Here is a 25,847-nt window from a genome sequence, read left to right on the forward strand (position 1 = left end):
ACCCTCTTTCCCGCGCCTATAGCTCAACTGGATAGAGCATCGGCCTTCGAAGCCGAGGGTTGGGGGTTCAAGTCCCTCTGGGCGCACAGCAGCACCCCCTCGTCGAGGGTGCCGCCGCCGCCGGGGACTCCTTCACTTCCACTTCAGGCCTTGGCGTCGTTCGCCGCCGGAACGCGGCAGCGCAGCTCCGCCTCGATCTCCAGCGCCGCGAGGTTCTCGCGCATCGCCCGGGCCCACTTCGCCTTGGGCTGCTCCATCAGCTTCTCGTGCGCCAGATCGATGGTCTCGGCGAGCTCCTCGTCGCTGAGCTCCGAGGCCATCTTCCCCTTGTTGTTGCCGAACGCCACCACCACCGACGCGCTCTTGAGCTTCGCGGGCGGGGCCTCGTTCGTGCTCGCCTGCTCGGCGGCCGGGGCCGGGCGGGCCTTCACGGGCTCCGGCGTGGGCTCGGGCTCACGCGTGGGCTCCTTCTCCTTGGCCAGCTCCACCACCGGCGCGGGCGCTGGCTCCTTCTCCTCGCGCACCTCGCGCGCGGAGGAGGGGAAGGACGCCTTGACCGGACCGGGCCGCGTGCCGAGCACCTCGTAGTTGGCCGGTGCCGCCGGGGCGGTGGGCTCGCTCGGGGCGTCGAACTCCTCGGCCGGCATCTCCTCGCGCACGTACAGGCCGCCGAAGGCCTCGGGGTACGCCTTGCGCAGCGCCGCCACGCGCGCGCACTTCTCGATCATCGTCGTGGGAATCTTCGACCACAGGGGCGTCTGCTGCACGTAGCCCGCGAAGTCCAGCCACACCACCACGGGCAGCTTCGCGTCGCGCACCACGCGCGCCCAGGCGCCTACCAGGCTGCCCTTGCGCTTGGCCGGGTTGAAGCGGTGCACCACCTCGCCCTTGCCCTGATCCACGATGATCTCATCCTCGGCGTACACCGCGCTCGCCTGGATGCCGCGGAAGTCCGGGAAGCGCTCGGCGCGCGCCAGCATCCCCGCCTCGGAGGGCTGGAACTCGTGCCGGGCCACCCAGTTGGGCCGCTCCCGGTTCCCCACGTTCTGTCGCCGGGCCACGCAGAAGGCCTCCTTGAGCAACGGGTCCAACCCGGAGCGCTTGCACTGTTCAATGAAGAGGGCGAACTCGTCGTCCCCGATGCCTCGGGGGCAGATGGTCCGCCGGATGAGCTCCACGCGCTCGGGGTTCCACTGTCCGGCCGTCGTATCCACCTTGTTGTGCGCTTCCATTTCCGCTTCTTCTCCGCCTTCGAAAAGGGCGGACGACCACCGTCCGCCCGCGCTCGGGACTGATTCAACCCTGTAGCAAGGTCATTCTATCCGTCCGGCTGAACGGATGTTCAGACCCCCTCCGAGGGCGGCCGGAGGGCGGACAGGGGAGCGCGGGAGGCTCGGGCGGGCGTGCAGGGGAGGCGAAAACGGGTGCGAAAAAAGAGTTTGACGTGGGCGGCGTGGAAACGTACAAGCCGTCCCCGTCAACGCGCGGTGACGAACCGCTCGGCGACGCAAGCAGGAAGGTCGGGAGCGTAGCTCAATTGGTAGAGCAATGGACTCTTAATCCATAGGTTGTGGGTTCGATTCCCTCCGCTCTCAACGACACGACGGGGCTCCCTCAGAGATGAGGGAGCCCCGTTTCTTTTTCCCGCTCCCTGGATGGCCGGTGCCGGGCTCCGGGCTGTTGGCCGGAGCGGGGGCAGGGCAGCGCACCCGGGCGGGTGGCGGAACTGGTAGACGCGCCAGACTTAGGATCTGGTATCGCAAGGTGTGAGGGTTCGAGTCCCTCCTCGCCCACTCTGGCCCTTTCGCGTTGACCGGGCCTGTCCTATCTCCTAAACGCGGACCCCCACATCTCTTCACCCATCCGACACGTCGGCGCCCTCCGGGAGCCGGCGCGAGCGAGGCATCACATGAAGGTCCAGGTCGAGGAGCTCTCTCCCATCGAGAAGAAGCTCTCCATCGAGGTCGACACCGCCCGCGTGGCCGAGGAACTCACCCGCGCGTACTCCGCCCTGGGCAAGCAGGTGAAGTTGCCCGGCTTCCGGCAGGGCAAGGTGCCCCGGCGCATCCTCGAGCAGCGCTTCCGGGAGCGGGTGGAGGACGACGTCATCCAGCGCGTGGTGCAGAGCGCCTGGCTGGAGGCCGTGCGGGACCACAAGGTGGAGGCGGTGGCTCCTCCCCAGGTGACGAACAACTCGGGCCTGAAGACCAACGCCCCTTTCACCTTCGAGGCCCGTGTCGAGGTCAAGCCCCAGGTGGAGGCCAAGGACTACCAGGGCCTGCCGCTCACGCGCGTGGACTCCCAGGTGACGGACGCCGAGGTGGACGAGCGCCTGGAGCAGCTGCGCCAGAACATGGCGCGGCTCGATGCGGTCGAGGGCCGGGACGTCGCGCAGGCGGGCGACTTCGCCACCGTCGACTACGAGGCGCTCGTGGACGGCAAGGAGTTCCCCGGCAGCAAGGCCGAGGGCGTGACCGTGGAGCTGGCGCCCGGTGAGCTGGTGGAGTCCAACGTGGCGGCGCTCGAGGGCGCCAAGGTGGGTGAGACCCGGGAGCTGGACTACACCTTCCCGGCCGACTACCGCGTCGAGGACGTGAAGGGCAAGACGGCCCACTTCAAGTTCCACGTGAAGGGGCTCAAGAAGAAGATCGTCCCCGAGCTCAACGACGACTTCGCCAAGGAGGCCGGTGAGACGCAGTCGCTCGCGGAGCTGCGCGCGAAGATCCGCTCCGACCTGGAGCTCAACAAGAAGAACCGGGTGCTGGGCGAGGAGCGCGCGGCCCTCATCAAGGCGCTCGTCGAGCGCAACGCGTTCGAGGTGCCCAAGTCCATGGTGGAGCGCACCATCGATCAGATGCTCGAGCAGCGGCTGCGCGCCATGGCGCGCATGGGCATGGATCCGCGCCGGCTCAACCTGGACTTCGCCCGGCTGCGCGAGGAGCTGCGCGAGGAGGCCCTCCAGGAGGTGCGCGGGGCGCTGCTCTTCGAGTCCATCGCGCTCAAGGAGAACCTCAAGACGACCGACGAGGACGTGGAGAAGAAGATCGCCGAGCTGGCCAAGGAGGCCAACCAGTCCATCGACGTCGTCCGCAAGTACTTCAAGGGGCCCGAGGAGCGGCAGGGGTTGAGCCTGCGACTCCGCGAAGAAAAGACGATTGAATTCCTCAAGGGCCAGGCGAAGTATTCCTAGGCGTCTTTTCGTTCCACGCTCTCCTTCCCGAGGTTGCCATGCCCTTCATGCCCGTTCCCTATGTCATCGAGCAGACCCACCGCGGAGAGCGCTCGTACGACATCTACAGCCGGCTCCTGAAGGACCGGATCGTCATGCTGGGGACGGAGATCGACGATGACGTCGCCAACGTCATCGTCTCCCAGCTCTTGTTCCTCGAGTCCGAGGACCCGGACAAGGACATCAACCTCTACATCAACTCGCCCGGCGGGTCGGTGACGGCGGGTCTCGCCATCTACGACACGATGCAGTACGTGAAGCCCAACGTGTCCACCATCTGCGTGGGCCAGGCGGCCTCCATGGGCGCCGTGCTCCTGCTCGCCGGGGCGAAGGGCAAGCGCTACGCCCTGCCCAGCTCGCGCATCATGATCCACCAGCCCCTGGGCGGGGTGCGCGGCCAGGCCACGGACATCGAGATCCAGGCCAAGGAAATCCTCCGGATGCGCGCCAAGCTCAACGAGCTCATCGTCAAGCACACGGGGCAGCCCATCGAGCGTGTCGAAAAGGACACGGATCGCGACTACTTCATGGGCGCCGCCGAGGCCAAGGCCTACGGCATCCTCGACGAGGTGCAGAACCCTCGGAAGATCCCCCTGCCCACGGGCGAGCGCAAGTAGGACTCCTTCCAGGCAGTCACGAGCCGGAGCCGCGGGAATGACGTACCGCGTCTCCGGCTTTTGTTTCCGGCGCCAGCGGTTCGAGGGCGTTAAGTATCCCACAGGTGCGTGGACGCCCCCCCGGGGGACTGACTAGATTGGTCGTGGGCAGGGGGAGCGGGCTGGTCGGTGAGAGCGCACCTCCAGGCGGTTTGCAGCGAGGGCTTACATGGCGGGCAAGAACGTGGAGAAGCGAGACAACCAATCCCTCTGCTGTTCGTTCTGCGGCAAGTCGCAGAAAGAGGTGAAGAAGCTCATCGCCGGGCCGACGGTCTACATCTGCGACGAGTGCATCGGCCTGTGCAACGACATCATCGCGGAGGAGATCGACCGCGAGGAGACCAAGGACACGAAGCTGCGCATCCCGCGGCCCAGTGAGATCAAGGCCATCCTCGACGAGTACGTGGTGGGTCAGGAGCGGGCGAAGAAGGCGCTCTCCGTGGCGGTGCACAACCACTACAAGCGCATCGAGTCCAAGGTCGCCATGGACGACGTGGAGCTGCAGAAGAGCAACATCCTCCTGCTCGGCCCCACCGGTAGCGGCAAGACGCTGCTCGCCCAGACGCTCGCGCGCATCCTCAACGTGCCCTTCACCATCGCCGACGCCACGTGCCTCACCGAGGCCGGCTACGTGGGCGAGGACGTCGAGAACATCATCGTCAACCTGCTGCAGGCGGCCGACCACGACATCGAGCGCGCCCAGCGCGGCATCGTCTACATCGACGAGATCGACAAGATCGCGCGCAAGTCGGAGAACCCCTCCATCACCCGCGACGTGTCGGGCGAGGGCGTGCAGCAGGCGCTCTTGAAGATCATCGAGGGCACCATCGCCAACGTGCCGCCCAAGGGGGGCCGCAAGCACCCGCAGCAGGAGTTCCTGCAGGTGGACACGACGAACATCCTCTTCATCTGCGGCGGCGCCTTCGGCGGCCTGGAGCAGGTGATCGAGCGGCGCCTGGGCGGGCGCAGCCTCGGCTTCGGCGCGGACATCCAGTCCAAGCGCCAGCGCAACCTCACCGAGCTGCTCAAGCACGTGGAGCCGGAGGATCTGCTCAAGTTCGGCATGATTCCGGAGTTCATCGGCCGCCTGCCCATCGTCACGGCGCTCGAGGAGCTGGATGAGCCGGCGCTCGTCAACATCCTCAGCCAGCCGAAGAACGCGCTGACCAAGCAGTACAAGAAGCTCTTCGATCTGGACGGCATCTCGCTGAAGTTCACGGACGGGGCGCTCAAGGCCATCTCCTCCGAGGCCATCCGCCGCAAGGCGGGCGCCCGCGGCCTGCGCTCCATCCTGGAGACGGCCATGCTGGACGTCATGTACGAGCTGCCCTCGCGCAAGACGGCCCGCGAGGTCGTCATCTCCGAGGAGGTCATCCTCAAGAAGAGCGAGCCGGTAGTGCTCCACTCCCAGGACAACAAGGAGAAGGAGTCCGAGCCGAAGAAGGAAAGCGCCTGACGGAGTCCTCGTGACTCCCCGAACGCCCCCGCCCCTCCCACGCGCTCGCGTGGGAGAGCCGGGGGCGTTGTCTTGCCCGCGCCGTCACTGGAAGGAGACTCGCCCGGAATGAACTACCCGCCCACGAGGACCGAGGCGGTGGTGGACACCCTGCACGGCGTGCCGGTGCCCGACCCCTACCGCTGGTTGGAGGACGAGCGCTCCCCGGAGGTCCAGGCGTGGATGCGCGCCCAGGATGCCTTCACCCGCGAGCACCTCGCCCGGGCGCCCGGCCGCGACGCCCTGCGCCGGCGCTTCACCGAGCTCTTCTACGTGGAGTCCGTGTCCGCGCCCGCCGTGCGCGGCGAGCGCTACTTCTATGTCCGCACCCACAAGGACAAGGAGAAGGCCGTCCTCTACTGGCGCGAGGGCGAGAAGGGCGAGGAGCGGGTGTTGCTGGATCCCAACACCTGGAGCGCGGACGGCACGGTGTCGCTCGGCCTGTGGTCGCCCTCGTGGGATGGGCGCAAGCTGGCCTTCACCCGCAAGCCCAACGCCGCGGACGAAGCCATCCTCCATGTGCTGGACGTGGACTCGGGCACGTGGAGCGAGGTGGACGTCATCCCCGGGGCCAAGTACGCCTCGCCGAGCTGGACGCCGGACAACGCGTCCTTCTACTACGAGTGGCTGCCCACGGACCCCTCCATCCCCGTGGCCGAGCGGCCCGGCTACACCGAGCTGCGCCTGCACCGCCTGGGCACTCCTCCGGACGCGGACCCCGTGGTGCACCCGCGCACCGGCGACCCCAAGACGTTCCTCAGTGGCCACGTCAGCCGGGATGGCCAGTACCTCTTCGTCTACGTCACCCGCGGCTGGAGCGAGAACGACATCTGGTGGAAGCGGGTGGGGGAGAAGGACTTCCGCCTGCTCGTGAAGGGCGAGGGGGCGAAGTACTCGCTCGACGTCTGGCGTGACACCTTCTACGTCCTCACCGACGAGGGCGCGCCGCGCCAGCGCGTCTTCCGGGTGGAACCGGAGCGGCCCGGGCGCGCGGACTGGAGGGAGCTCGTCCCGGAGGACTCCGTGGCCTCGCTCCAGGGCCTCCACATCGTCGGGGGGCACCTGGCGCTGGAGTACCTCCAGGAGGCCACCACTCGGGTGCGCCTGCTGACGCTTACGGGCGAGCCCGTGCGCGACGTGGCCCTGCCGGGCGTGGGCGCCGCCAGCAACCTCTATGGCCTGGAGGACCGGGACGAGGCGTGGTTCGTCTTCAGCTCCTTCGTCACGCCCCCCCAGGTCTACAAGACGTCCGTGTCCACCGGACGCGTGGAGACCTGGGCCCGGGTGGACCTGCCCCTCGAGCCCGAGCGCTACACCGTCGAGCAGGCCTTCTGCCGCTCAAAGGACGGCACGCGGGTGCCCGTGTTCCTCGTGCACCGCCGGGATCTGAAGCGCGATGGCGACCGGCCCGTGCTGCTCACCGGCTATGGCGGCTTCAACATCAGCCTCTTGCCGTCCTTCCGCGCCAGCATCTTCCCGTGGCTCGACGCGGGCGGGGTGTACGCGGTGGCCAACCTGCGCGGGGGAGGGGAGTACGGCACCGCCTGGCATGAGGCCGGCCGCCTGCACCGCAAGCAGAACGTCTTCGATGACTTCCACGCGGTGGCCGAGTTCCTCGTCCGCGAGCGCTATACCCGCCCGGGCCGCCTGGCCATCTCCGGGGGCAGCAACGGAGGCCTGCTGGTGGGGGCCGCCATGACCCAGCGCCCGGAGCTGTACGGCGCGGTGGTGTGCCAGGTGCCCCTGCTGGACATGGTGCGCTACCACTTGTTCGGCAGTGGCAAGACGTGGATCCCCGAGTATGGCACCGCCGACAACCCCTCGGATTTCCAGGTGATTCACGCCTACTCGCCCTACCACCACGTGCGGTCGGGCACGGCGTACCCCTCCCTCCTGATGATGGCCGCGGATCACGATGACCGGGTGGATCCCCTGCATGCCAGGAAGTTCGTGGCCGCCGTGCAGGGGGCCGGCTCCCCGGCGCCCGCCTTGCTGCGCATCGAGGCCAACGCGGGCCATGGCGGCTCGGATCAGGTGGCCAAGGCCATCGAGTCCAGCGTGGATCTCTATGCCTTTCTCTCCAGCGCCCTGGGCGTTACATGGGCTCCTTAATCATTCGACGAAAAAAGGCCCTGGGGCCGCCAAACCAGCGACCGGACACCCGGGGCTGGCCCGGTGTTCCCTTGCTCGTAGGACAACGTTCCCCATCTTTCACCCAGGGAACGGCCGCTAGAATCGGCGTGTTATAGAAGCCGGCTTCACCCCGCCTGGACTCTGGGTGTCTGCGCGGGAAACTTTTACAGGGGCTTGCTGCCCAGGGTGGCAAGCAGGCAGGTGGCGAATACATGTTCTTCGGACGAGACGACAAGAAGGATGCCCAGAAGCGCGGCAGCACGATTCCGCTCCTCCCGCTGCGGGACATCATCGTCTTCCCGCACATGGTGGTGCCGCTGTTCGTCGGCCGCGAGAAGTCCATCGCGGCGCTGAAGGACGCGATGGCCCACAAGGGGCCCGATGACAAGGCCGTCATCCTGCTCGCCGCCCAGAAGAAGGCGAAGACGAACGACCCCACCGCTGAGGACATCTTCCACTTCGGCACCATTGGCCACGTCATCCAGCTGCTGCCCCTGCCCGATGGCACCGTGAAGGTGCTCGTGGAGGGCGTGCGCCGCGCCAAGGTCAAGCGCTTCCAGCCCAACGACGCCTTCTTCATGGTCGAGGTCGAGGACGTCGAGGAGGTCAGCGAGAAGTCCGTGGAGCTCGAGGCGCTCGTGCGCAGCGTGCACTCGGTCTTCGAGGCCTTCGTCAAGCTCAACAAGCGCATCCCGCCCGAGATGCTCATGCAGGTGGCGAGCATCGATGACCCGGCGCGCCTGGCCGACACCATCGTCGCCCACCTGTCGCTCAAGCTGAACGACAAGCAGGCGCTGCTCGAGACCGAGAGCCCCGCCAAGCGGCTCGAGAAGCTCTACGAGCTGATGCAGGGCGAGATCGAGATCCTCCAGGTCGAGAAGAAGATCCGCACGCGCGTCAAGAAGCAGATGGAGAAGACCCAGAAGGAGTACTACCTGAATGAGCAGATGCAGGCCATTCAGAAGGAGCTGGGCGAGCGCGACGAGTTCAAGAACGAGATCCAGGAGATCGAGGAGAAGCTCAAGAACAAGCGCATGAGCAAGGAGGCCACGCTCAAGGTCAAGAAGGAGCTCAAGAAGCTCCGGATGATGAGCCCGATGAGCGCCGAGGCCACTGTCGTGCGCAACTACATCGACTGGATCATCAGCCTGCCCTGGTACGAGGAGACCCAGGACCGTCTGGACGTCGTCGAGGCCGAGCGCGTGCTCAACGAGGACCACTACGGCCTCAAGCGCCCCAAGGAGCGCATCCTCGAGTACCTGGCCGTGCAGCAGCTGGTGAAGAAGCTCAAGGGCCCCGTGCTCTGCTTCGTGGGGCCTCCGGGCGTCGGCAAGACGTCGCTCGCGCGCTCCATCGCCCGCGCCACCGGCCGCAAGTTCGTGCGCCTGTCGCTCGGCGGCGTGCGCGACGAGGCGGAGATCCGCGGCCACCGGCGCACGTACATCGGCGCCATGCCCGGCAAGCTCATCCAGTCGCTCAAGAAGGCGGGCAGCAACAACCCCGTCTTCCTGCTCGATGAGATCGACAAGATGTCCACCGACTTCCGTGGCGACCCGAGCGCGGCGCTGCTGGAGGTGCTGGACCCCGAGCAGAACCACAACTTCAACGACCACTACCTGGACCTCGACTACGACCTGTCCAAGGTGATGTTCATCTGCACCGCGAACACGATGCACAACATCCCCGGTCCCCTCCAGGACCGCATGGAGGTCATCCGCATCGCCGGCTACACCGAGCCGGAGAAGCTCAACATCGCGCGGCGCTACCTCTTGCCCAAGGAGCAGGAGGCCAACGGTGTCGCGGACCTGAAGATCGAGTTCAAGGCCGAGGCCCTGCGCACCATCATCCACCGCTACACGCGCGAGTCCGGCGTGCGCTCGCTCGAGCGTGAGGTGGGTGGCGTGTACCGGAAGATCGCCCGGGACGTGCTCAAGAACGGCAAGCGCGACATCACCGTCGATCGCAAGCTGGTGATGAAGTACCTGGGCACCCCGCGCTTCCGCTACGGCATGGCCGAGCGCGAGGATCAGGTGGGCATCGTCACGGGCCTGGCCTGGACGGAGCTGGGCGGAGAGATCCTCACCACCGAGGCCACGGTGATGCCCGGCAAGGGCAAGCTCATCATCACCGGCAAGCTCGGCGAGGTGATGCAGGAGTCGGCCCAGGCCGCCATGTCCTACGTGCGCACGCGGGCGGACAAGTTCGGCATCGATCGCAAGATGTTCGAGAACTACGACATCCACGTGCACCTGCCCGAGGGCGCCATCCCCAAGGACGGCCCGTCCGCCGGTGTCACCATGTGCACCGCGCTCGTGTCCGCGCTCACCAAGGTCCAGGTGCGCCGCGACGTGGCCATGACGGGTGAAATCACCCTGCGCGGCCGTGTGCTGCCCATTGGCGGCCTCAAGGAGAAGACGCTCGCCGCGCACCGCGCCGGCATCAAGACCGTCCTCATCCCCAAGGCGAACAAGAAGGACCTCAAGGACATCCCCAAGAAGATCCGCGCCCAGCTGAGAATCGTCCCGGTGGAGTTCGTGGACGACGTGCTGCGCGAGGCCCTCGTCCTGGAGAAGCCCGAGGAGTTCGGCCGCAAGACCGAGACGCCCAAGGTCACCGTGGAGCCCTCGGCGGCGGTGTAAGGGCCCTGGCCTGAAGATTGAGTAGTCCCCACCGGGCTCCAGGACTCGTCTCCTGGGGCCCGTGGTCTTTTCCACACCCGTCCAGCGACGCGGTACAACCCTGGCTCCGTGGCTCCCCTCGCGCGCTCCCCTTCTTCCGCCCTGCTGCTCGCGCTGCTGCTCGTGGCCGCGGGCTGCGGCCGCTGTGGCTTCCAGCCCGAGCCGGGCGTCAAGGTGGTCGTCCCCGCGATGCCCACCACCCTCGACTGGAGCTACTCGGACCCCATCAACTGGGCCAACTACCCCGTCATGCTCGCCACCCAGCGCGGCCTCACCACGCTCGCGCCGGACCACTCCGTGCGGCCCGGGCTCGCCGCGCGCTGGGAGCGCTCCGTCAACGACTCGGGCCAGGAGGTCTACACCTTCCACCTGCGCGAGGACGTGCGCTGGTCCGATGGCACTACGCCCCTCACCGCCCAGGACTTCGTCTTGGGCTGGCACCGCGCCCTCCAGGGCCGCGAGCGCGGAGAGATGGCGGACCTCGCCGGTGCCGAGGAGGTGCTCGCCCTCCAGGAGCGGCGGGCCCCGGCCGAGCAGGTCCAGGCCGCGCTCGCGCGCACCGGCGTCGAGGCGATGGACGTGCACACCCTGCGCGTCACCCTGAGCCGGCCCCGGGGCTACTTCCTCTCGCGTCTGGCCAACGTCTACCTCTTCTTCCCCGTGCCCTCGGCGGTGCTCGCGGGCCGGAGCGAGGAGGGCATCCGGGACTACTTCGATCGACCCCGGGACGGACACCCGCTCGCGCTCGGCCCCTACCGCGTCGAGACGTGGGACCGTGCCGGCGAGCGCGTGCGGCTCGTGCACAACCCGCACTCGGCCTTCCCTCCACCGCTCGGCCCCGGGGAGCAGGTCGTCCCCGTGCTCACCCTGCTCAAGTCCGAGGTGGGCCCGGCCCTCTACGAGCGGGAGCGGGTGGACTTCGTCTTCGTCGACAGCGCCCTCGCGCTCCAGGGCAAGCCTCCGGCGGATCTCCAGCGCGAGCCGCTGCTCTCCACCTACTTCCTCGCCTTCAACACCGAGCGCGCGCCGCTGGACAGGCCCGAGGTGCGGCGAGCGATCTCCCAGGCGATCGACCGCGAGGCGCTCATGAAAGGCCTGTTGCCGCGGGCTCGGCCCGGAAATGAGCTGCTGCCGCCGGAGCTGCCCGGTGCCGCCACGCCCGAGGAGGCGGCGCGGCTGCCCGACTTCGCACCCGAGCGGGCCCGGGAGGTGCTGGCCGGGGTGCCCGGACTCGAGCGGCCCCTGCGGCTCGTCTACCGGGCGGGGGATTCCTTCGTGCCCGAGACGGCCATCGCCGAGCGCCTGGTCGCCCAGCTGGCCCGGGTGGGCATCCAGGTGACGCTGGATGCGCGCTCGGACTACTCCGCCGAGGTGGCCCGCCGCACGCCCGCGGGCCCGCGGGCCTATGATCTCTACCTGCGCCGTCTGGGCGCGGACTACGCGCACCCCAACACCTTCTTCACCCTCTTCGAGCGCAATGGTCTGCACCAGACGGGCTGGGAGACGCAGCGCGGAGGCGAGCCCATGGCCCGCTTCGAGTCGCTGCTGGATCAAGCCGACGCCGAGGCCGACATCGCCCGGGCGCGCGTCCTGTACTCCCAGGCCCAGACGCTCCTGCTCGACGAGATGGCGGTGATCGCGCCGCTCTACCATCCGGACCGCTACTTCCGGGTCCGCTCCTTCCTGCACGGCGTGGACGTGGACCCCTTCAACTTCCTGTCCCTGCGCGACCTGCGCCGGGCCGGGCCCTCCACGGAGGCGCGCTGATGTCTCCCGTGTTCGTCCGCCTGGGCCGGCAACTGGTGCTCGTTCCCGTGGTGGCGCTCGCGTCCTACTTCCTCATGGCCGCGCTGCCGCTCACCAGCGAGGACGAGTCCAAGCGGCAGGTGCCGCCCGAGGTGCTCGCCTCCTACCGCCGGGACCTGGGCCTGGGCGAGCCGCTCGGCTTCCTGCGGCCGTGGCAGAAGCTCGTGCGCGGCGAGCGCCTGGGGACGAGCGCCCAGGGCGTCACCGGGGATGAGCTGGCGTGGAAGCTGTCGGGCAGCGTGGGCGTGGGGCTGGTGGCGCTCGTGCTCGCGCTCGGGTGGGCCCTGGCGTACGCGCTGCTCCGGGCGAGGTGGCGCCGGGGCCGGCTCGCCGTGCTCTCCGACGTGCTGCCCGCCATCGCCTTCGGCACGCCTGTCTTCATCCCCGCGCTGCTGCTCGCCCCCGAGGTGGTGGAGCGCGGCCACCTGCTACCCGAGCTCTGTGCCGCGCTCGTCATCTCCGTGTGGCCGGGCGTCTTCCTGGGCACCCTGGTGGCGGACGCGCTCGACACGGAAATGGCGCGCGACTACGTGCGCACCGCGCTCGGCAAGGGCCTGTCCCCCCGCGCCGTGCTCTGGCGCCACGTGCTGCCCAACGTGCTGCCCGCCCTGTTGGACGCCGTGGGCCCCGTGGCCACCGCGCTGCTCGCCGGCTCCTTCGCCGCCGAGCGCGTCTTCGGCCTGCCCTACTTCGGCCAGCTCTACGTCCTCGCCGTGCTGCAGAAGCAGGTGGCCGTCGTGGTCGTGTCCACCACCGTGTTCGCCTCGCTGCTCGTCGTCGTCGGCCTGGCGGTGGAAGTCGTGCGCTTGCTCGTGGACCCGCGCGCCCGGGAGGCCTCCTCATGAGCCGCGTCCCCCCGAGGGCCTGGGTCGGGCTCGTGCTGCTCGTGGGCCTGGGGCTCGCGAGCTGGCTGGCCGGCCGGATGTTTCCCGAGGCCCTGTCCCACACCTGCCCCCTGGGCATGGACCCCTCCCACCCCGACCGGAGCGTGTGCGAGCTGGCGTTCGGGGGCTTGTGGGTCTCCCTGGTGGTGGGGCTGACGGCCGGGGCGGTGTCCACGGCGGTGGGGCTCGGGGTGGCGATGGGCGCCCGGGCGGCCGGGGGCTGGCTGGAGCATCAGATCCTGCGCGGGGTGGATGCCTTCTTCGCCCTGCCGGACGTGCTGGTGGTGATGGTGCTGCAACTGGCCGGTCAATCCCTCCTGGATGCCGGGCAGGCGGGCGGGCTCGGCCCCTTCGGCTTGATGGTGATGTCGCTGGCACTGGTGGGGTGGGCGGGGCCGGCGCGCATGTTCCGCAACCGGCTCGCCACCCTGGAGGCCCAGGAATTCGTCGCCGCCTCCCGGGCACTCGGCGCGGGAAGGGGGCACCTGCTGCGCGTCCACCTCTGGCCGGCCCTGCGCCCCTTCGTGCTCGCCGTCTTCCTCAGCCGCCTGCCCACGGCGATCCTCACCGAATCCACCATCAGCTTCTTCGGCATCGCCCGGATGGAGCCCATGTCGCTCGGCCGCTACCTCGGCACGAGCTATGCCGCGCTCATCTACGAAGGAGGCGCACGCGTGGTGTTACCCGCTTGGATACTCCTGGTGCTGGTGGTGCTTGGCGCCTCTCTTGCTTCCCAGGGACTTGGGTCGGGAACGCGCCGCGTCTAGCCCCGGGGGGGGAGGCGGTTCCAAAGGGCAGTGCCTAATGTGGAATCCCAGGCCCGGATGCATCCGTTGCCTATCAACTGAACTCTTTCACTTCAGCGAAGGTTGCCATGTCCACCGTCAACGAGGAGCTTCCCATCGCCACGGGTCACGCCCGGACCCGGGATGACGACAACCTCAAGCTGGAACAGGTCAAGGGCTCGGTCCTGATCGTCGAGGACGATCCGGCGCACCGCGAGCTGCTGGTGGAGCTGGTGAGCCAGTGGGGTTACGAGGCCCTTCCCGTGGGGAGCGCCGAGGAGGCCGAGTTCGCCGTGCGCAACAAGCGCATGGACGCGGCCATCGTGGACGTCTTCCTGCCCGGCCGCAGCGGCACCAACCTCATGGCCCGGCTCCGGGAGAAGTTCCCCCAGTCGGTGCTCATCGGGGTGAGCGCCATGAGCGACGCGTCCATGGCCCGCAAGTGCAAGGGCCTGGGGGCGGATCTGTTCATCGGCAAGCCCCTCAACCCGGAGAAGCTCGCCCAGGCGCTCCAGTCCCAGCACAAGAGCTGGCACTAGGCCCGCGCGGGCCCGGGCATTGGTCTCGGGGACGAATGGGTTGCGCCGAGAGGGGGAAGGGCGGAAACTTCCCTCTGTGCAGACACTCGTTCCTGGCCTCCTCGTGGCGATGCCACAACTGACGGACTCGAACTTCCGGCGCTCGGTGGTCCTCATGCTCGAGCATGGGGAGGCGGGCTCCATGGGCCTGGTCATCAACCGGGGTGCCTCCCTGACGTTGGGGGACCTGGCCAAGAACCAGTCCCTGGCGATCGCCCCCGAGCGCTCCCGGCAGCCCGTCTTCATGGGCGGCCCGGTGGAGAACCATCGCGGCTTCGTCCTGCACAACAACGAGCAGGTGACGGAGAAGCACGAGGTGGTGCCCGGGCTCTACCTGAGCCTCACCCTGGACACGCTCGGCCCCCTGCTCAAGGACCCGTCGGCCCACCTGCGCTTCTGCCTGGGGTATGCCAACTGGGGTCCCCACCAGTTGGAGAGCGAGCTGGCCTCGGGTGCCTGGCTCTTCGCCGAGGCGTCCGCTCGTCCGGTGCTCGAAGGCGACCCGGGTCTGCTATGGGACAGCACCCTGAAGAGCATGGGGGTGGATCCCGCCATGCTGCTCAAGGGGAAGGGACTGAACTGATGCTTGATCCGAATTTCATCCGCGAGCGGATTCTCGGCGCGCTGCCCGGCTCGGAGGTGGACGTGAACGACACCACCGGCACGGGAGACCACTTCGAGGCGCGCGTGGTGAGCCCGTCCTTCGCCGGCAAGTCCATGGTGGAGCAGCACCAGCTGGTGTACGCGCCGCTGCAGCAGTGGTTGAAGTCCGGCGAGCTGCACGCGCTGGCGCTCAAGACCTATTCGCCCGAGCAGTGGAAGAAGCTCGGGTCCCGATAACCAGGAGTGAGAGAGATGACCCCCGAGCTCAAGGCCCGTTTCGACGCTGAAGTGAAGAACCACAAGATCGTGCTGTTCATGAAGGGCAACGCGCTCTTCCCCCAGTGCGGCTTCTCCGCGCGCGCGCTGCAGATTTTGCAGCAGCACGGCGAGGTGCACACGGTGGACGTGCTGGCCGACCCCGCGGTGCGCCAGGGCATCAAGGACTACTCCAACTGGCCCACCATTCCGCAGGTGTTCATCCACGGGAAGTTCGTGGGCGGCTCGGACATCCTCATGGAGCTGGAGGAGCGTGGCGAGCTGGCGGACCTGGTGGCGGGCAAGAGCCCGGCCTGAGTCTCCCCGAGGCCCTCTCGTGCTGACGCGAGAGGGCCCGAGCACCCCCGCGACGCGCGGGTTCTGGACCCGACGTGGCCTCGACCGCCCCCCGACTGAGTGAAGAGAACGCCGAGGCGCTCGAGCCGGAAGGCTCCGGGCCCTCGCCCGTGGGACCCCTGGGGCTCGTCTCCTCGCCGGAAGCGCGCGAGACGCGCTCGTGGAAGGATCGGCTCCGGGCCTTCCGGGCGCGCCATGCGAAGGCGGAGCTGGCGCTCTTGTTCTTCGCGAGCTTCGCGTACGACATCCTCACGCTGCCGCGCATCGACAACCGCTTCACGCTCACCAAGCAGGGGCTGTTCCTCGCCGTGCTGGGGTGGCTGTTGTGGCTGGAGCTGCGCTGGCGCGAGGGGGCCGCGCCCCCGAAGGGGCTGTCCCGGGTGTGGCGCTTTCGCGAGGACGCGCTGCACTTGCTGCTCGGCGGCCTGCTGAGTCCCTACACGCTCTTCTATTTCAAGAGCGCCTCCGGGCTGACGTCGTTCCTGTTCCTCGCGAGCGTCTTCGGGGTGCTGGTGGCCAACGAGCTGCCGCGCTTCCGGGCGCGGGGGCCGGTGGTGCGCGTGGGGCTCTACGCGTTCTGCCTCACCTCGTACTTCGCGTACCTGCTGCCGGTGGTGCGCGGCTACTACAGCGGGATGTTGTTCCTGTGGGCCGCGGGCCTGTCCGCCGCGGTGATGGGCGTGCTGGCGGTGGTGGTCCATGGCCGCGGGAGCGAGGGCCGGCACCCGTGGTGGCACATCCTCGTGCCGGGGTGGGGCGTGCAGGCGGTGCTGCTCGGCCTGTACGCGCTCAAGGCGATTCCTCCGGTGCCCCTGTCCCTGCTCGAGAGCGGCATCTACCACGACGTGCAGGTGGTGAAGGGGCCTCGGGGCCGCGACTACCGGCTGTTGCACGAGGGCGGTGGGTGGAGGCCCTGGGAGCGAGGGGATCAGCACTTCCGGGCGCGCCCGGGCGATCGCGTCTACTTCTTCGCCAGCATCTTCGCGCCCACGAGCTTCAAGCCCCAGTACCCGGGGGACAAGGGCACGCGGCTGCTGTTGCGCTGGGAGTACGACGATCCGAAGAAGGGCTGGACGGAGTTCCACACCTACGGGGGCCTGTACCTGGGGAAGGGTGGGCGGGATGGGGGCTTCCGCACGTTCGCGTACCTGACGGCGCCCCGGCCCGGCGACTGGCGCGTCTCGCTGGAGACCGAGGATGGGCGGGAGGTGGGCCGGCTGTCCTTCACCGTCACGCCCGATACCTCCACGCAGGAGCGCGAGTTCAAGGTGACGGCGGGCTGAGGCTCAGGCCGGGTGGGGCGCCTCCGCCCTCAACAGGGCGAGCTGCCCCAGGAGCACGGGGACGGCGGTCTCCACCCGGAGGATGCGCGGCCCGAGCGAGAAGGGGCGGAAGCCGTGTTGCGCGAGGAGCTCGGCCTCGAAGGGCACCCAGCCGCCATCGGGTCCCACGGCGAGCACCACGCGCGGCGCGGCCTGGACGCCCACCCGGGAGAGGGGCTCGGGAGCGGGCGGGTGGGGCAGGAGGCGGAGCGCCTCGGTGCCGAAGAGGGTGTCGAGTTCGTCCTCGACGAAGGGGCGGAAGCGCTCGCGCACGAGCACCTCGGGCAGCCGGGTGTCTCGGGCCTGCTCGAGTCCCTGGAGGAGCAGCTCCGCGACGAAGTCCCCGGCGAGCACCTTGGAGTCGAAGTAGCTCTTCTCCACGCGGGCGGCGTTGACGAGCACGACGCGGTCCACGCCGAGCTGGGCCACGGCGGGCAGCACGCGCTTGAGGGCCTTGGGGCGGGGAATGGCGAGCACCAGGTCCACGCCCGCTCGGGGAGGGGGCGGCTCGGTGAGGGAGACGCGCAGGCGGAGCAGGCCGGGGGTGTTTTCCAGCACCTCGCCGGTGCCCACGAGCCCTCCGAGTCTGCCCACCCGGAGCGTCTCGCCGGGCTCGGCGCGGAGGACCTCGCGGGCGTGCTGGGCGCGGCGGCCCGTCATCTGGACGGTGCCGTCGGGGAGGAAATCCGAGTCGTGGAGGAGGAGCAGGTTCACGGTTCCTTGTCCTAAGCGGAAACCGCCCGCACGGGGCGGAGTTTCCGCAGGGACTCGGGGCTTCAGCGAGCGCCGCGTCGCCGGGTGGCCACCAGCACCCCGCCCGTGAGCACCGCCAGCCCGAGCCATCCTCCCGAGACGATGAAGCGGTATGCGCCACCGCCGGGAAAGTCGTTCTCGTCCGAGACGAGGATGACATCTCCCCCGAGGTCGTCGTCGCTTTGGAATTGCCGACGGTTGTCCAGTCCAGGCTGCGCGCGCAGCGCGACCCCGCAGGTGGGATCGTCGGCGAAGAAATACTCGTACGTGAAGAGCTTGAGCAGCACGGCCAGCAGGCTCACGACCACGAGTCCCAGGCTCAAGGCCTTCACGGTCCACCCAGCTTCAGCGCGCTGCGGAAGGCCTTCAGATGCTTGTACATGACCTCACCGGGACACTCCGTGGTCTTCTTGTAATCGCGGTGCCCACCCAAGAGCCGGAGGGTGGGGAACTCGGTCTTCAAGGTGAGGATGAGCTTCGAGGCGGCATCGAGCTGGGTCTTCGAGAGATCATCATCGTCGAAGTCCCACCAGTTATGGTCGAAGTCTCCCATCATCAGGATGCCCACCTTGGACGTGTTGGCCCCCTCGACGTGGGAGCCTTTGTACCTCAGGTCGCGCCCTTCGTAGATGGTTCCCTTGGGATGGACGAGGTAGTGGTACCCGACGTCATCCCAACCTCTGTCCTCCATGTGCTTCGTTTCAATCTGCTTTGGGATCCGTCCCCCCTCCGTTTCCGGAGTGATGGATGACGACCGTCGTGTAGTCCCAGTCCCGGTCCATGGTGCCGTAGTTGGGGGACCGGGCTCCCCATTTCCCGCGCCGGACGATGGAGTGCTTCGCGGCGATGCGATCGATCACCTGAAGTCGTGGATCCTGACCCGGAACGGAGGCAGGGCGCACCGCACCCACCACGGTGTTCCCTCGGACCCGCGGCGAGGCGGTGGACCCCCCGCCCGCCTTGGCGGAGATGGCTTTCGGCTGACTCGCGACCTGTCCCTGGGGTTGAACCTTCTGGCTCGACTGTCTGCATGCCACGCAGGTGAGTGGCGCACCATGCTCGCATCGAAGCGAGATCTTGCAGGTGATGCACTGGTTGGACGGCATGCCGTGGATGCAGAGGTTCATCACAAGGCGCCCCCTTCTCGCTTGCCCAGGTTTGTTCACGGAGTCCGGCGACCGGGGCTTGGCGGAATCTACCATGCCGGGAAGGGAGCCAGGCACTTCCCTGGACGGTGCTGGCACGAGCCGAGAGGGGCTCTTGCCGCCTGCCCCGGGGGCCGATAAAGCGCGGGGGTGCGTTCTCTCTGTCTGCGGTGCCTTCGTCCCCAGGCCACGTGCTACTGCGCGCGCGTGCCCCGGGTGGACTCGCGCACCCACGTCGTCTTCCTCCAGCACCCCCGCGAGCGGCGGGTGGCCATCGGCACCGCCCGCATGGCGCACCTGTCCCTGCCCAACTCCGAGTTGCACGTGGGCGTGGACTTCACCGGCCACGCCCGCCTCGCCGAACTCGCCGCCCGTCCCGAGCGCGTCGCCGTCCTCTTCCCCGGCGAGGAAGCCATGTCCCTCGAGGAGGCGAGGGCGAACCCCCCCGAGACGCTCATCGTGGTGGATGGCACCTGGCCGCTCGCGCGCAAGCTGGTGAAGACCAACCCGCTGCTCGCGGGTCTGCCGCGCATCGGCTTCGTCCCGCGCCGCCCGAGCAACTACCGCATCCGCGCCGAGCCGGCCGACCACTGTGTCTCCACCATCGAGGCCGTGGTGGAGGTGCTGGGCCTGCTCGAGGGCGGCCAGGAGCGCTTCGACACGCTGCTCGGCGCCTTCGACTTCATGGTGGACACGCAGCTCGAGCGCCAGTCGACGCGCGAGGGCCCGGGGCGCAAGCGTCTCTACAAGGCTCCCTGGCGGCCGCCCCTGGAGCTGCGCTCGATCGCCGAGGACTTCGAGCACCTGGTGCTCCTCTACGCCGAGGCCAACGCGCACCCCCAGGAGGAGAACCTCCCCTCGGAGCTCGCGCACCTCGTGGCGGTGCGGCCCTCCACCGGCGAGCGTCTGGAGGCGGTGCTCGCGCCGCGCCAGCCGCTCGCGCGCAGCACGTCCCTGCACGTGGAGCTGTCCGAGGCGGAGCTGCTCGCGGGCGAGTCCGTGGAGTCGGGCCTCGCGCGCTTCCAGGCCTTCCTGCGCCCGGGGGACAAGCTCGCGGTGTGGACGATGTTCGCGTTGGATCTGCTGCGGCGCGACGGCTTCCCCGTGCCCGAGGCGGTCAACGTGCGGCTCGCGAGCGCGCGGGCGCTCAAGCAGAAGACGGGCGGGGTGGAACAGGCGGCGGAGCTGCTGGGGGGGCCTCGGCTCGAGCCCTGGGCTCGGGGGCGCGCCGGCCGGCGCATCGCGGCCCTGGAGGCGGTGGTCCGTGCCCTGGCGGAGCGGGGCCGGGCCACCGAGCCCCCCGCCCGGCGGTCCATGGCCCAGGGCCACGTCCCTCCGGAACGGGGTGGGGGCCACTAGCTCACGTGGGGTCCGGCCGCGGCGTCTTGGGGCCGCTGGCGGGCAGCGACGGCTTGGCGATGTAGCTGGCGGGCAGCTCGCCGGTGAGCGCGTCGAGGAAGACGACGATGTTCCGGGTCTCGGTCTCGGAGAGCTGCTTGCCGAGCTGGTGCTGGGCCATGAGCTTCACGGCCGTCTGCAACTCGGAGATGGAGCCGTCGTGGAAGTAGGGCGCCGTGCGCGACACGTTGCGCAGGGTGGGCACGCGGAAGACCATGCGGTCCGTCTCGCGCTTCGTCACGTCGTAGCGGCCCTGATCCTTGGTGGGGTAGGGCACGATGACGCCGAGCTTCACCAGCGAGCCGCCCAGGGCGGGGCCGTAGTGGCACTGCTGGCAGCCCTGATCCATGAACGTCTTGAGGCCGGCCTTCTCCGCGTGGGTGAGCGCCTGCTCGTCCCCGGCGAGGTACTTGTCGAAGCGCGAGGGCGTGACGAGCTGCCGCTCGAAGGCGCCAATGGCCTTGGCCAGGTTGTCGTACGTCACCGGATCGGCCTGTCCGGGGAAGGTCTTCTGGAAGGCGGTGACGTAGCCGGGAATGGACTTGAGCGTCTCGACGACGTGCTCGGCGCTGGGCATCGCCATTTCCACGGGGTTGAGGATGGGGCCCTTGGCCTGATCCTCCAGGGTGGCGGCGCGGCCGTCCCAGAACTGGGTGAGGTGGGCACCGGAGTTGTACACCGTGGGCGAGTTGCGTCCGCCCAGCTGGCCCTTGTGGCCGGTGGAGAAGGACTTGCCGTCCACGCCGAAGCGGTTCAGGTCGTGGCAGCTGTTGCAGGAGAGCTGCTGGTTCTTCGACAGGCGGGTGTCGAAGTACAGCATCCGGCCCAGCTCCACCTTCTCCGCGGTGATGGGGTTCTTCGCGTCCTCGAACCGGCCGGGCAGCGCCTTGAACGCGGTGAGCTGCGCGCGGTTGATGATGACGTTCTGGGCGGCGGAGGTCAGCGCCTCCACGGTGGGCTGCGCCGGCTGCGCGAAGGCGGAGGCCCCGGCGGTGGCGGTGACGACGAGGAGAGGACGAACGAGGGTCTTGAAGGTCATGGAGTCTGCTCTCACTGAGCTTCGCGGCCGGGAACTCCTGTCGGAGCGAGGTGGGGGACGCCGGAAGCGAGCGTGAAACTAGCAGTCTCCTGGGCGGCGAGGGAACCCATGGGGGGGCTCGCACTCCAGCCAGCCGGGCAGGCGGCTAGTCGCCGAACACCGTCACGCAGTACTTCGCGTAGAGGCCGAGGATGTTCTCGAACTTGTGGTCCACGTGGGTGATGCGGGTGATGTTGGCCTTGCGGGCCGCGTCCGAGGCGGTGGCGTCTCCGGTGGTGACGATGCCCAGGATGGACGTCACACAGCCCTCGGCGCTCTTGCTGCCCAGCCGCGTCTGCTCGTTGATGAACTCGCGCGCCGACGTGGACGCGTAGAGCGACGTGGTCCCGATGACGGGGCGGCCCACGAACGCCACGCCCGCGCAGCCCGGCAGCATCGTGGCTCCCAGGCTCAGCAGGGCCAGGGCGGACAGCTTGTTCATCAGGTGCATGGGTCCTCGCTCGGTTCAGAGGCGACCGCGGTCGCTGCATCTAACCCGTGCGTGACGCGGAGGCAAATTCCAGGTGCCTCAGGAACGTGCCCCGCCCTCGACGGGCAGGGGACGCGCGCGCCACGCCGAGGAATCCGGGGTTTTGCGACCGGAGCGGCCCAGGCGTTGGCCCAACCACGCAATTCCGTAACACACCGCGAGCAGGGTGACGCCCACGAGCAACGCGGCCGGCAGACCCAGCGTGGGGCCCACGCGGCCGGCGAGTCCCGCCGTGCCTGCCCAGCCGTACACCACGGGCAGGTGCAGCACGTAGAGCCACAGGGAGGCGCGGCCCAGCGGCGCCAGGGGCCGGGTGAGCAACTGGGGCAGCAGGTTGATGGCGCCGAGCACCAGCAGGCCCTCGCCCACGCGGAAGGCCACGAGCCACGCGCTGGTGGGGCTCCAGTCCGCGGTCAGGCGCGAGGTCAGCGCCAACAGTCCCGCGCCCAGCGCGCCCAGCGCCAGGCCCTGGGGCCACCCCGGCCGCAGCGCTCGCGACAGGTGGGCGGTGAGCGCTCCGGCGAAGAAGAAGCCCGCCCAGGGAAAGAGCGGGAAGCGCGAGCCCGGCATGCCCACCGCCTGCCGCAGCTCGATGGGGCCCGGCGCGGCGGCGCCCCAGGCCCAGGTGCTCGCCAGCGGAATGCCCACCGCCAGCACGGCCAGGGCGAGGGCCCGGGTCCAGGTGCCGCGCGCGAGGGCGAGCACCAGGGCGCCCACCCCCAGGCTCACGCCGATGCACTGCAGGGCATCGAAGGAGAAGAGGAGCGTGCGCAGCTCCTCGCCCCAGCCCAGCCAGTGCACGGTGCCCCAGCCCGGCCAGTGCAGGAAGTAGCCGAGGAAGAGCAGCAGCAGCGCCCGTCGCAGCCGGCGGCCCATCGTCTGGCCCGCGCGCTCCCGGGAGGTGCCGAGCGCCGCCACCACCGCGAAGCCCGCCACCAACAGGAACAGGGGCGCGGTGACGCCCCGCAGCGTCCAGTACTGTTGCACCCACGGGTGGGTGCGCATCTCGGGGGAGAGCAGGGCGTCCAGCGTGTGCCCGAGCACCATGGCCACCACGGCCAGGCCGCGGGCCGCGTCGAGCCCGGGATGACGGGGCGAGGGCGTACGCAGATCGAAGAGCGAGGTGCCAGGTCGGGTCACGGCGCCCGATCATAGAGGCAAGTTCCCCGCTCGTCTCGAAAACCGCGGCCCTTCCTCCCTCCCCAGGCTGGCGTGGGCTCCTGCGCGATGGTGTCATGGCGCGAATGCGCCCGCTCGTGAGTCGACTCGCCGTGCTGCCCCTGTTGCTGTCCGTGTCGTTGTTCGCGCCCCTTCCCGCCTGGAGCCAGGTGGGGGAGAGCCCCAAGCCGGACCCCTGGTTCTCCTCGGACAAGGCGGCGCACTTCGCGCTGAGCGCGGGGCTGGCGGGCGCGGGCTACGCGGGGGGCGCGCTCCTCTTCGATGCGCCCGAGGCCCGCTGGCTCACGGGCGCGGGGCTGACGCTCGGCGTGGGGGTGGCCAAGGAGTTCTTCGACGCGGGGCGGGGGAGCATCTTCTCCTGGAAGGATCTCACCTGGGACGTGCTGGGGATGGCCACCGGGTTGTCGCTGTCGTGGGCCGTGGAGCGGCTCTTCTTCCCGCGCGGGGCGGGGGAGCGGGGCGTGGCCATGGGGCCTGTCCGGGAGCCTGCCCTCCGGGTGGACGGGGCAGGGCTCCCGGCAAGGATGCGCTTCACCCTGGCCCTGTCGTCCGGTGGGCGGGGCCATCCCCAAGGAGGGTCGGGTAATGGTAGGAGTAGGACAGTTCCCGTGGTGCTGTTCTTGATGGGAGGTTGGTAGATGAAGCGCAATCGGCTCTGGCTGGGCGTGGGACTCTTGTCCCTGGGTGCCCTCTCCACTTCTTGCAGCAAGGAGGCCCCCGCGCCCCAGGCCGCGCCGGCCCCCACCGCCGCGCCCCCGGCCGCGCCGGCCCCCACCGCCGTGGCGCCGGAGCCCCCACCGCGGATGGCCTACGCGAAGCTCGTCTCCTTCTTCCGCCCCTCGGCCTCCCAGGCCGCCGTGGCGAAGAAGGACACCCCGGAGCGCATCGCCCTGGGGCGCATGCTCTTCTTCGAGCCGCGCCTGTCGAAGAACCACGACATCTCCTGCAACACCTGCCACGACCTGGCCTCCTTCGGCGTGGACGGCAAGGCCACGTCCCCGGGACACAAGGGGCAGATGGGCAACCGCAACTCGCCCACCGTCTTCCACGCCGCCGGCCACATCGCCCAGTTCTGGGACGGCCGCGCCGCCACCCTGGAGGAGCAGGCCGCGGGGCCCATGCTCAACCCGGCGGAGATGGCCATGCCCAGCGAGAAGCACGTGCTGGCCACGCTCAACTCCATTCCCCAGTACGTGAAGGCCTTCAAGACGGCCTTCCCGGGGGACAAGAAGCCCGTGAGCGTCACCAACGTCGCGCGCTCCCTGGCCGCCTTCGAGCGCGAGCTGCTCACCACCGCTCGCTTCGACAAGTACCTCGCCGGCGACGAGCAGGCCCTGAGCGAGCAGGAGCGGCGCGGGCTCAACCTCTTCGCCGGCTCCGGCTGCACCACGTGCCACAACGGCCCCTCCGTGGGCGGCACCTCCTTCCAGAAGCTCGGCCTCATCGAGGACTACCCCACCGAGGACAAGGGCCGCTTCGACGTGACGAACGACGAGGAGGACATGCACAAGTTCCGCGTGCCCACCCTGCGCAACGTGGAGAAGACCGGCCCCTGGTTCCATGACGGCTCGGTCAAGGACCTGGCCACCGCGGTGCGCCTCATGGGCAAGCACCAGCTCGGCATGACCCTGAGCGACTCCGAGGTGGACGACATCGTCGCCTTCCTCAAGAGCCTCACCGGCGAGCTGCCCGGGCCCGATCTGCTCGCGCCCCCGGAGCTGCCGCCCAGCACCGCCAGCACCCCCAAGCCGGATCCCACCTAAAGACTCGCCTCTTGGGCCAGGGAGCATTAGGAAGGCGGCGCCATGCTCACTCTGCTCTTCAAGGCCCACTCCGGCCTGCGCTACCTGGTCCTCCTCATGGGGCTCGTCGCCCTCGCCTACTTCGTCTACGGGTTCGCCACGAAGCGCCCCGTGGACAAGAAGGTGCGCATCCTCGGCTCCAGCTTCGCCGGCCTGCTCGACACGCAGATCCTCCTGGGCCTCGTGCTGCTGGGCGCCGGCTGGCCCTTCCAGCCCATGCTCTGGGGCCACCTGACGCTCATGCTGCTGGCGGCCGTGCTGGCCCACGTCCTGCTCGTCATCAACCGCAAGCGCCCCCAGCCCGGCTTCCTCCTGCCGCTCATCGCCGTGGGCGGCGCCCTGCTGCTCGTCGTCGGGGGCATCCTCGCCATCGGCCGCGGCGTGTTCGCCTCCACCTCCCTCGGTGGGTGACACGATTCTTCCCTGTCGAAGGATGTCACCTCCCGTGCGGGGCTGTGCACCCGGGGGCCATTGCCTTCCATGCTGGCTCCGGATGAGTTGATACTTGCCGCGGGTGGCCAGGAGTACTTTCGGGAAGAGCTCCGCGCGGAGAGTGGACCCGCCTGTTGGACGAAGGGGTGTTCCCCATGGGTAGCGAAGCCGATACTGGAGTCTCGATGATGCTCGGCTCGGAAGAGGAGTTGCAGGCGCGTCTGGCCCTCACGGGACCGGGGGACGTGGCGCGTGGCATCTTCATGAACAGCCTGTTGGACCTGCTGCGCCAGTTCGGCGACGAGGAACTGCTGCACCAGTGCCTCGCGCTGGGCGGCGAGCAGCGCTTCCTGGAGTTCTTCAACTACCCGCTGAGCACCTGGCTGAAGATGGCCTACCCCGCGGCGCGGCGCATGAGCGAGAAGTACGGGGACTTCTCGGCGGCCATGTGGGAGATGGGCTACCAGGCCTCCAAGGCCTTCTACGCCTCGAGCGCCGGAAAGGTGCTGGTGCTGCTGGCGCGCAATGATCCCCTTCGGCTGCTCAACAACATGCCCTCCACCACGCACGCGGTGCTGGGGGACAACACGGGCATCGATCAGATGAAGCGCACGGGCCAGTCGCACGGCATCCTCTCCTACAAGCGCGACCTGGTGCCCCGCCCGTTCAACGAGGGCGCGCTGCACGCGTCGCTCGAGGCCGTGGGCGCCAAGGAAGTGTCGGTGCATGCGCGCGCGCTGGGACCCTACGATACGGACTACGAGCTGTCCTGGTCGTGACCAGGGGCAG

Annotated in this window: 26 protein-coding genes and 3 tRNA genes; 21 read left to right on the top strand and 8 right to left on the bottom strand. The window is 69.0% G+C overall.

Translation table 11 applies throughout. From position 1 onward, the window contains the following. Positions 1–12 precede the first annotated feature (12 nt). Positions 13–86: transfer RNA gene (locus D187_RS29905), tRNA-Arg, on the top strand. A gap of 57 nt (positions 87–143) precedes the next feature. Here the strand turns inward: D187_RS29905 and bet are convergent. Next, positions 144–1,232: a phage recombination protein Bet gene (gene bet / locus D187_RS29910; protein ID WP_002624880.1), complete on the bottom strand. Its 1,089-nt coding sequence runs from the start codon at positions 1,230–1,232 to the stop codon at positions 144–146. Positions 1,233–1,522: 290 nt separating this feature from the next. On the opposite strand from bet, the gene D187_RS29915 reads away from it, so the two are divergent. From D187_RS29915 to D187_RS29985, 15 genes are all read left to right on the top strand, one after another. Then, positions 1,523–1,595: transfer RNA gene (locus tag D187_RS29915), tRNA-Lys, on the top strand. A gap of 116 nt (positions 1,596–1,711) precedes the next feature. After that, positions 1,712–1,793, top strand: a tRNA-Leu gene (locus D187_RS29920). A gap of 116 nt (positions 1,794–1,909) precedes the next feature. Then, positions 1,910–3,190: a trigger factor gene (gene tig, locus D187_RS29925; RefSeq protein ID WP_002624877.1), complete on the top strand. Its 1,281-nt coding sequence runs from the start codon at positions 1,910–1,912 to the stop codon at positions 3,188–3,190. 38 nt (positions 3,191–3,228) lie between these two features. After that, positions 3,229–3,846, top strand: a complete 618-nt coding sequence (gene clpP / locus D187_RS29930) for an ATP-dependent Clp endopeptidase proteolytic subunit ClpP (RefSeq protein ID WP_002624875.1) — start codon at positions 3,229–3,231, stop codon at positions 3,844–3,846. Between the two features lie 208 nt (positions 3,847–4,054). After that, positions 4,055–5,341, top strand: coding sequence for an ATP-dependent Clp protease ATP-binding subunit ClpX (clpX, locus tag D187_RS29935; RefSeq protein WP_002624871.1), 1,287 nt, complete (start codon positions 4,055–4,057; stop codon positions 5,339–5,341). Positions 5,342–5,449: 108 nt separating this feature from the next. After that, a complete protein-coding gene (locus D187_RS29940) occupies positions 5,450–7,492 on the top strand; it encodes a prolyl oligopeptidase family serine peptidase (RefSeq protein ID WP_002624869.1) in 2,043 nt (680 codons plus the stop codon). A 233-nt stretch (positions 7,493–7,725) separates the two neighbouring features. Beyond that, positions 7,726–10,152, top strand: a complete 2,427-nt coding sequence (lon, locus tag D187_RS29945) for an endopeptidase La (protein ID WP_002624866.1) — start codon at positions 7,726–7,728, stop codon at positions 10,150–10,152. 108 nt (positions 10,153–10,260) lie between these two features. After that, a complete protein-coding gene (locus D187_RS29950) occupies positions 10,261–11,958 on the top strand; it encodes a peptide ABC transporter substrate-binding protein (RefSeq protein ID WP_002624865.1) in 1,698 nt (565 codons plus the stop codon). Continuing rightward, positions 11,958–12,842, top strand: coding sequence for an ABC transporter permease subunit (locus tag D187_RS29955; RefSeq protein ID WP_002624864.1), 885 nt, complete (start codon positions 11,958–11,960; stop codon positions 12,840–12,842). The genes D187_RS29950 and D187_RS29955 overlap by 1 nt, the downstream gene beginning before the upstream one ends. Further along, on the top strand, positions 12,839–13,648 hold the full coding sequence (locus D187_RS29960; protein ID WP_002624863.1) for an ABC transporter permease: 810 nt from the start codon (positions 12,839–12,841) through the stop codon (positions 13,646–13,648). The genes D187_RS29955 and D187_RS29960 overlap by 4 nt, the downstream gene beginning before the upstream one ends. Before the next feature lie 107 nt (positions 13,649–13,755). Then, positions 13,756–14,205, top strand: coding sequence for a response regulator (locus tag D187_RS29965; RefSeq protein WP_002624862.1), 450 nt, complete (start codon positions 13,756–13,758; stop codon positions 14,203–14,205). Positions 14,206–14,281: 76 nt separating this feature from the next. Next, a complete protein-coding gene (locus D187_RS29970) occupies positions 14,282–14,827 on the top strand; it encodes a YqgE/AlgH family protein (protein ID WP_002624861.1) in 546 nt (181 codons plus the stop codon). After that, positions 14,827–15,084 carry a BolA family protein gene (locus tag D187_RS29975; protein ID WP_002624860.1) on the top strand — a complete coding sequence of 86 codons (258 nt, stop codon included), beginning with the start codon at positions 14,827–14,829 and terminating at the stop codon, positions 15,082–15,084. The genes D187_RS29970 and D187_RS29975 overlap by 1 nt, the downstream gene beginning before the upstream one ends. Before the next feature lie 15 nt (positions 15,085–15,099). Further along, on the top strand, positions 15,100–15,420 hold the full coding sequence (gene grxD / locus D187_RS29980) for a Grx4 family monothiol glutaredoxin (RefSeq protein ID WP_002624859.1): 321 nt from the start codon (positions 15,100–15,102) through the stop codon (positions 15,418–15,420). 74 nt (positions 15,421–15,494) lie between these two features. Then, on the top strand, positions 15,495–16,742 hold the full coding sequence (locus D187_RS29985) for a DUF2914 domain-containing protein (RefSeq protein WP_002624858.1): 1,248 nt from the start codon (positions 15,495–15,497) through the stop codon (positions 16,740–16,742). 3 nt (positions 16,743–16,745) lie between these two features. Here D187_RS29985 and D187_RS29990 read toward each other — a convergent pair whose 3' ends face one another. The 4 genes from D187_RS29990 to D187_RS30005 all read right to left on the bottom strand — a co-directional run bounded on the left by D187_RS29990 (position 16,746) and on the right by D187_RS30005 (position 18,661). Beyond that, positions 16,746–17,495 carry a 16S rRNA (uracil(1498)-N(3))-methyltransferase gene (locus D187_RS29990; protein WP_002624855.1) on the bottom strand — a complete coding sequence of 250 codons (750 nt, stop codon included), beginning with the start codon at positions 17,493–17,495 and terminating at the stop codon, positions 16,746–16,748. Positions 17,496–17,557: 62 nt separating this feature from the next. Next, positions 17,558–17,866: a hypothetical protein gene (locus tag D187_RS29995; protein ID WP_002624853.1), complete on the bottom strand. Its 309-nt coding sequence runs from the start codon at positions 17,864–17,866 to the stop codon at positions 17,558–17,560. Then, positions 17,863–18,225: a peptidoglycan recognition protein family protein gene (locus D187_RS30000; RefSeq protein WP_002624851.1), complete on the bottom strand. Its 363-nt coding sequence runs from the start codon at positions 18,223–18,225 to the stop codon at positions 17,863–17,865. Before D187_RS30000 ends, D187_RS29995 begins: the two co-directional genes overlap by 4 nt. A 10-nt stretch (positions 18,226–18,235) precedes the next feature. Further along, entirely contained in the window at positions 18,236–18,661 is a 426-nt protein-coding gene (locus tag D187_RS30005) for a hypothetical protein (RefSeq protein ID WP_043432051.1), read from the bottom strand. 168 nt (positions 18,662–18,829) lie between these two features. Here D187_RS30005 and D187_RS30010 point away from each other — a divergent pair, with 168 nt between their 5' ends. Next, on the top strand, positions 18,830–20,038 hold the full coding sequence (locus D187_RS30010) for a tRNA-uridine aminocarboxypropyltransferase (protein ID WP_043432053.1): 1,209 nt from the start codon (positions 18,830–18,832) through the stop codon (positions 20,036–20,038). Between the two features lies 1 nt (position 20,039). Here the strand turns inward: D187_RS30010 and D187_RS30015 are convergent, their stop codons facing one another. The 3 genes from D187_RS30015 to D187_RS30025 all read right to left on the bottom strand — a co-directional run bounded on the left by D187_RS30015 (position 20,040) and on the right by D187_RS30025 (position 22,785). Then, complete coding sequence (locus D187_RS30015; protein ID WP_002624845.1) at positions 20,040–21,116, bottom strand: cytochrome-c peroxidase; 1,077 nt, start codon at positions 21,114–21,116, stop codon at positions 20,040–20,042. Between the two features lie 145 nt (positions 21,117–21,261). After that, on the bottom strand, positions 21,262–21,606 hold the full coding sequence (locus D187_RS50560) for a TRL-like family protein (protein WP_002624843.1): 345 nt from the start codon (positions 21,604–21,606) through the stop codon (positions 21,262–21,264). Positions 21,607–21,684: 78 nt separating this feature from the next. After that, positions 21,685–22,785 (bottom strand): acyltransferase family protein, encoded by a 1,101-nt coding sequence (locus D187_RS30025; RefSeq protein ID WP_002624841.1) that lies wholly within the window; start codon positions 22,783–22,785, stop codon positions 21,685–21,687. A 95-nt stretch (positions 22,786–22,880) separates the two neighbouring features. Between D187_RS30025 and D187_RS50565 the strand changes: the two genes are divergently transcribed. The 4 genes from D187_RS50565 (at position 22,881) to D187_RS30045 (ending at position 25,837) form a co-directional block, all read left to right on the top strand. Beyond that, positions 22,881–23,462 carry a YfiM family lipoprotein gene (locus D187_RS50565; protein ID WP_051256613.1) on the top strand — a complete coding sequence of 194 codons (582 nt, stop codon included), beginning with the start codon at positions 22,881–22,883 and terminating at the stop codon, positions 23,460–23,462. Beyond that, positions 23,463–24,587: a cytochrome-c peroxidase gene (locus D187_RS30035; protein ID WP_002624838.1), complete on the top strand. Its 1,125-nt coding sequence runs from the start codon at positions 23,463–23,465 to the stop codon at positions 24,585–24,587. It begins immediately after the preceding gene. 42 nt (positions 24,588–24,629) lie between these two features. After that, a complete protein-coding gene (locus D187_RS30040) occupies positions 24,630–25,037 on the top strand; it encodes a hypothetical protein (protein ID WP_002624837.1) in 408 nt (135 codons plus the stop codon). Positions 25,038–25,213: 176 nt separating this feature from the next. After that, positions 25,214–25,837: a TIGR02265 family protein gene (locus D187_RS30045; protein WP_155893682.1), complete on the top strand. Its 624-nt coding sequence runs from the start codon at positions 25,214–25,216 to the stop codon at positions 25,835–25,837. Positions 25,838–25,847 lie beyond the last annotated feature (10 nt).

The sequence above is a fragment of the Cystobacter fuscus DSM 2262 genome, assembly GCF_000335475.2.
Lineage (GTDB): Bacteria > Myxococcota > Myxococcia > Myxococcales > Myxococcaceae > Cystobacter > Cystobacter fuscus.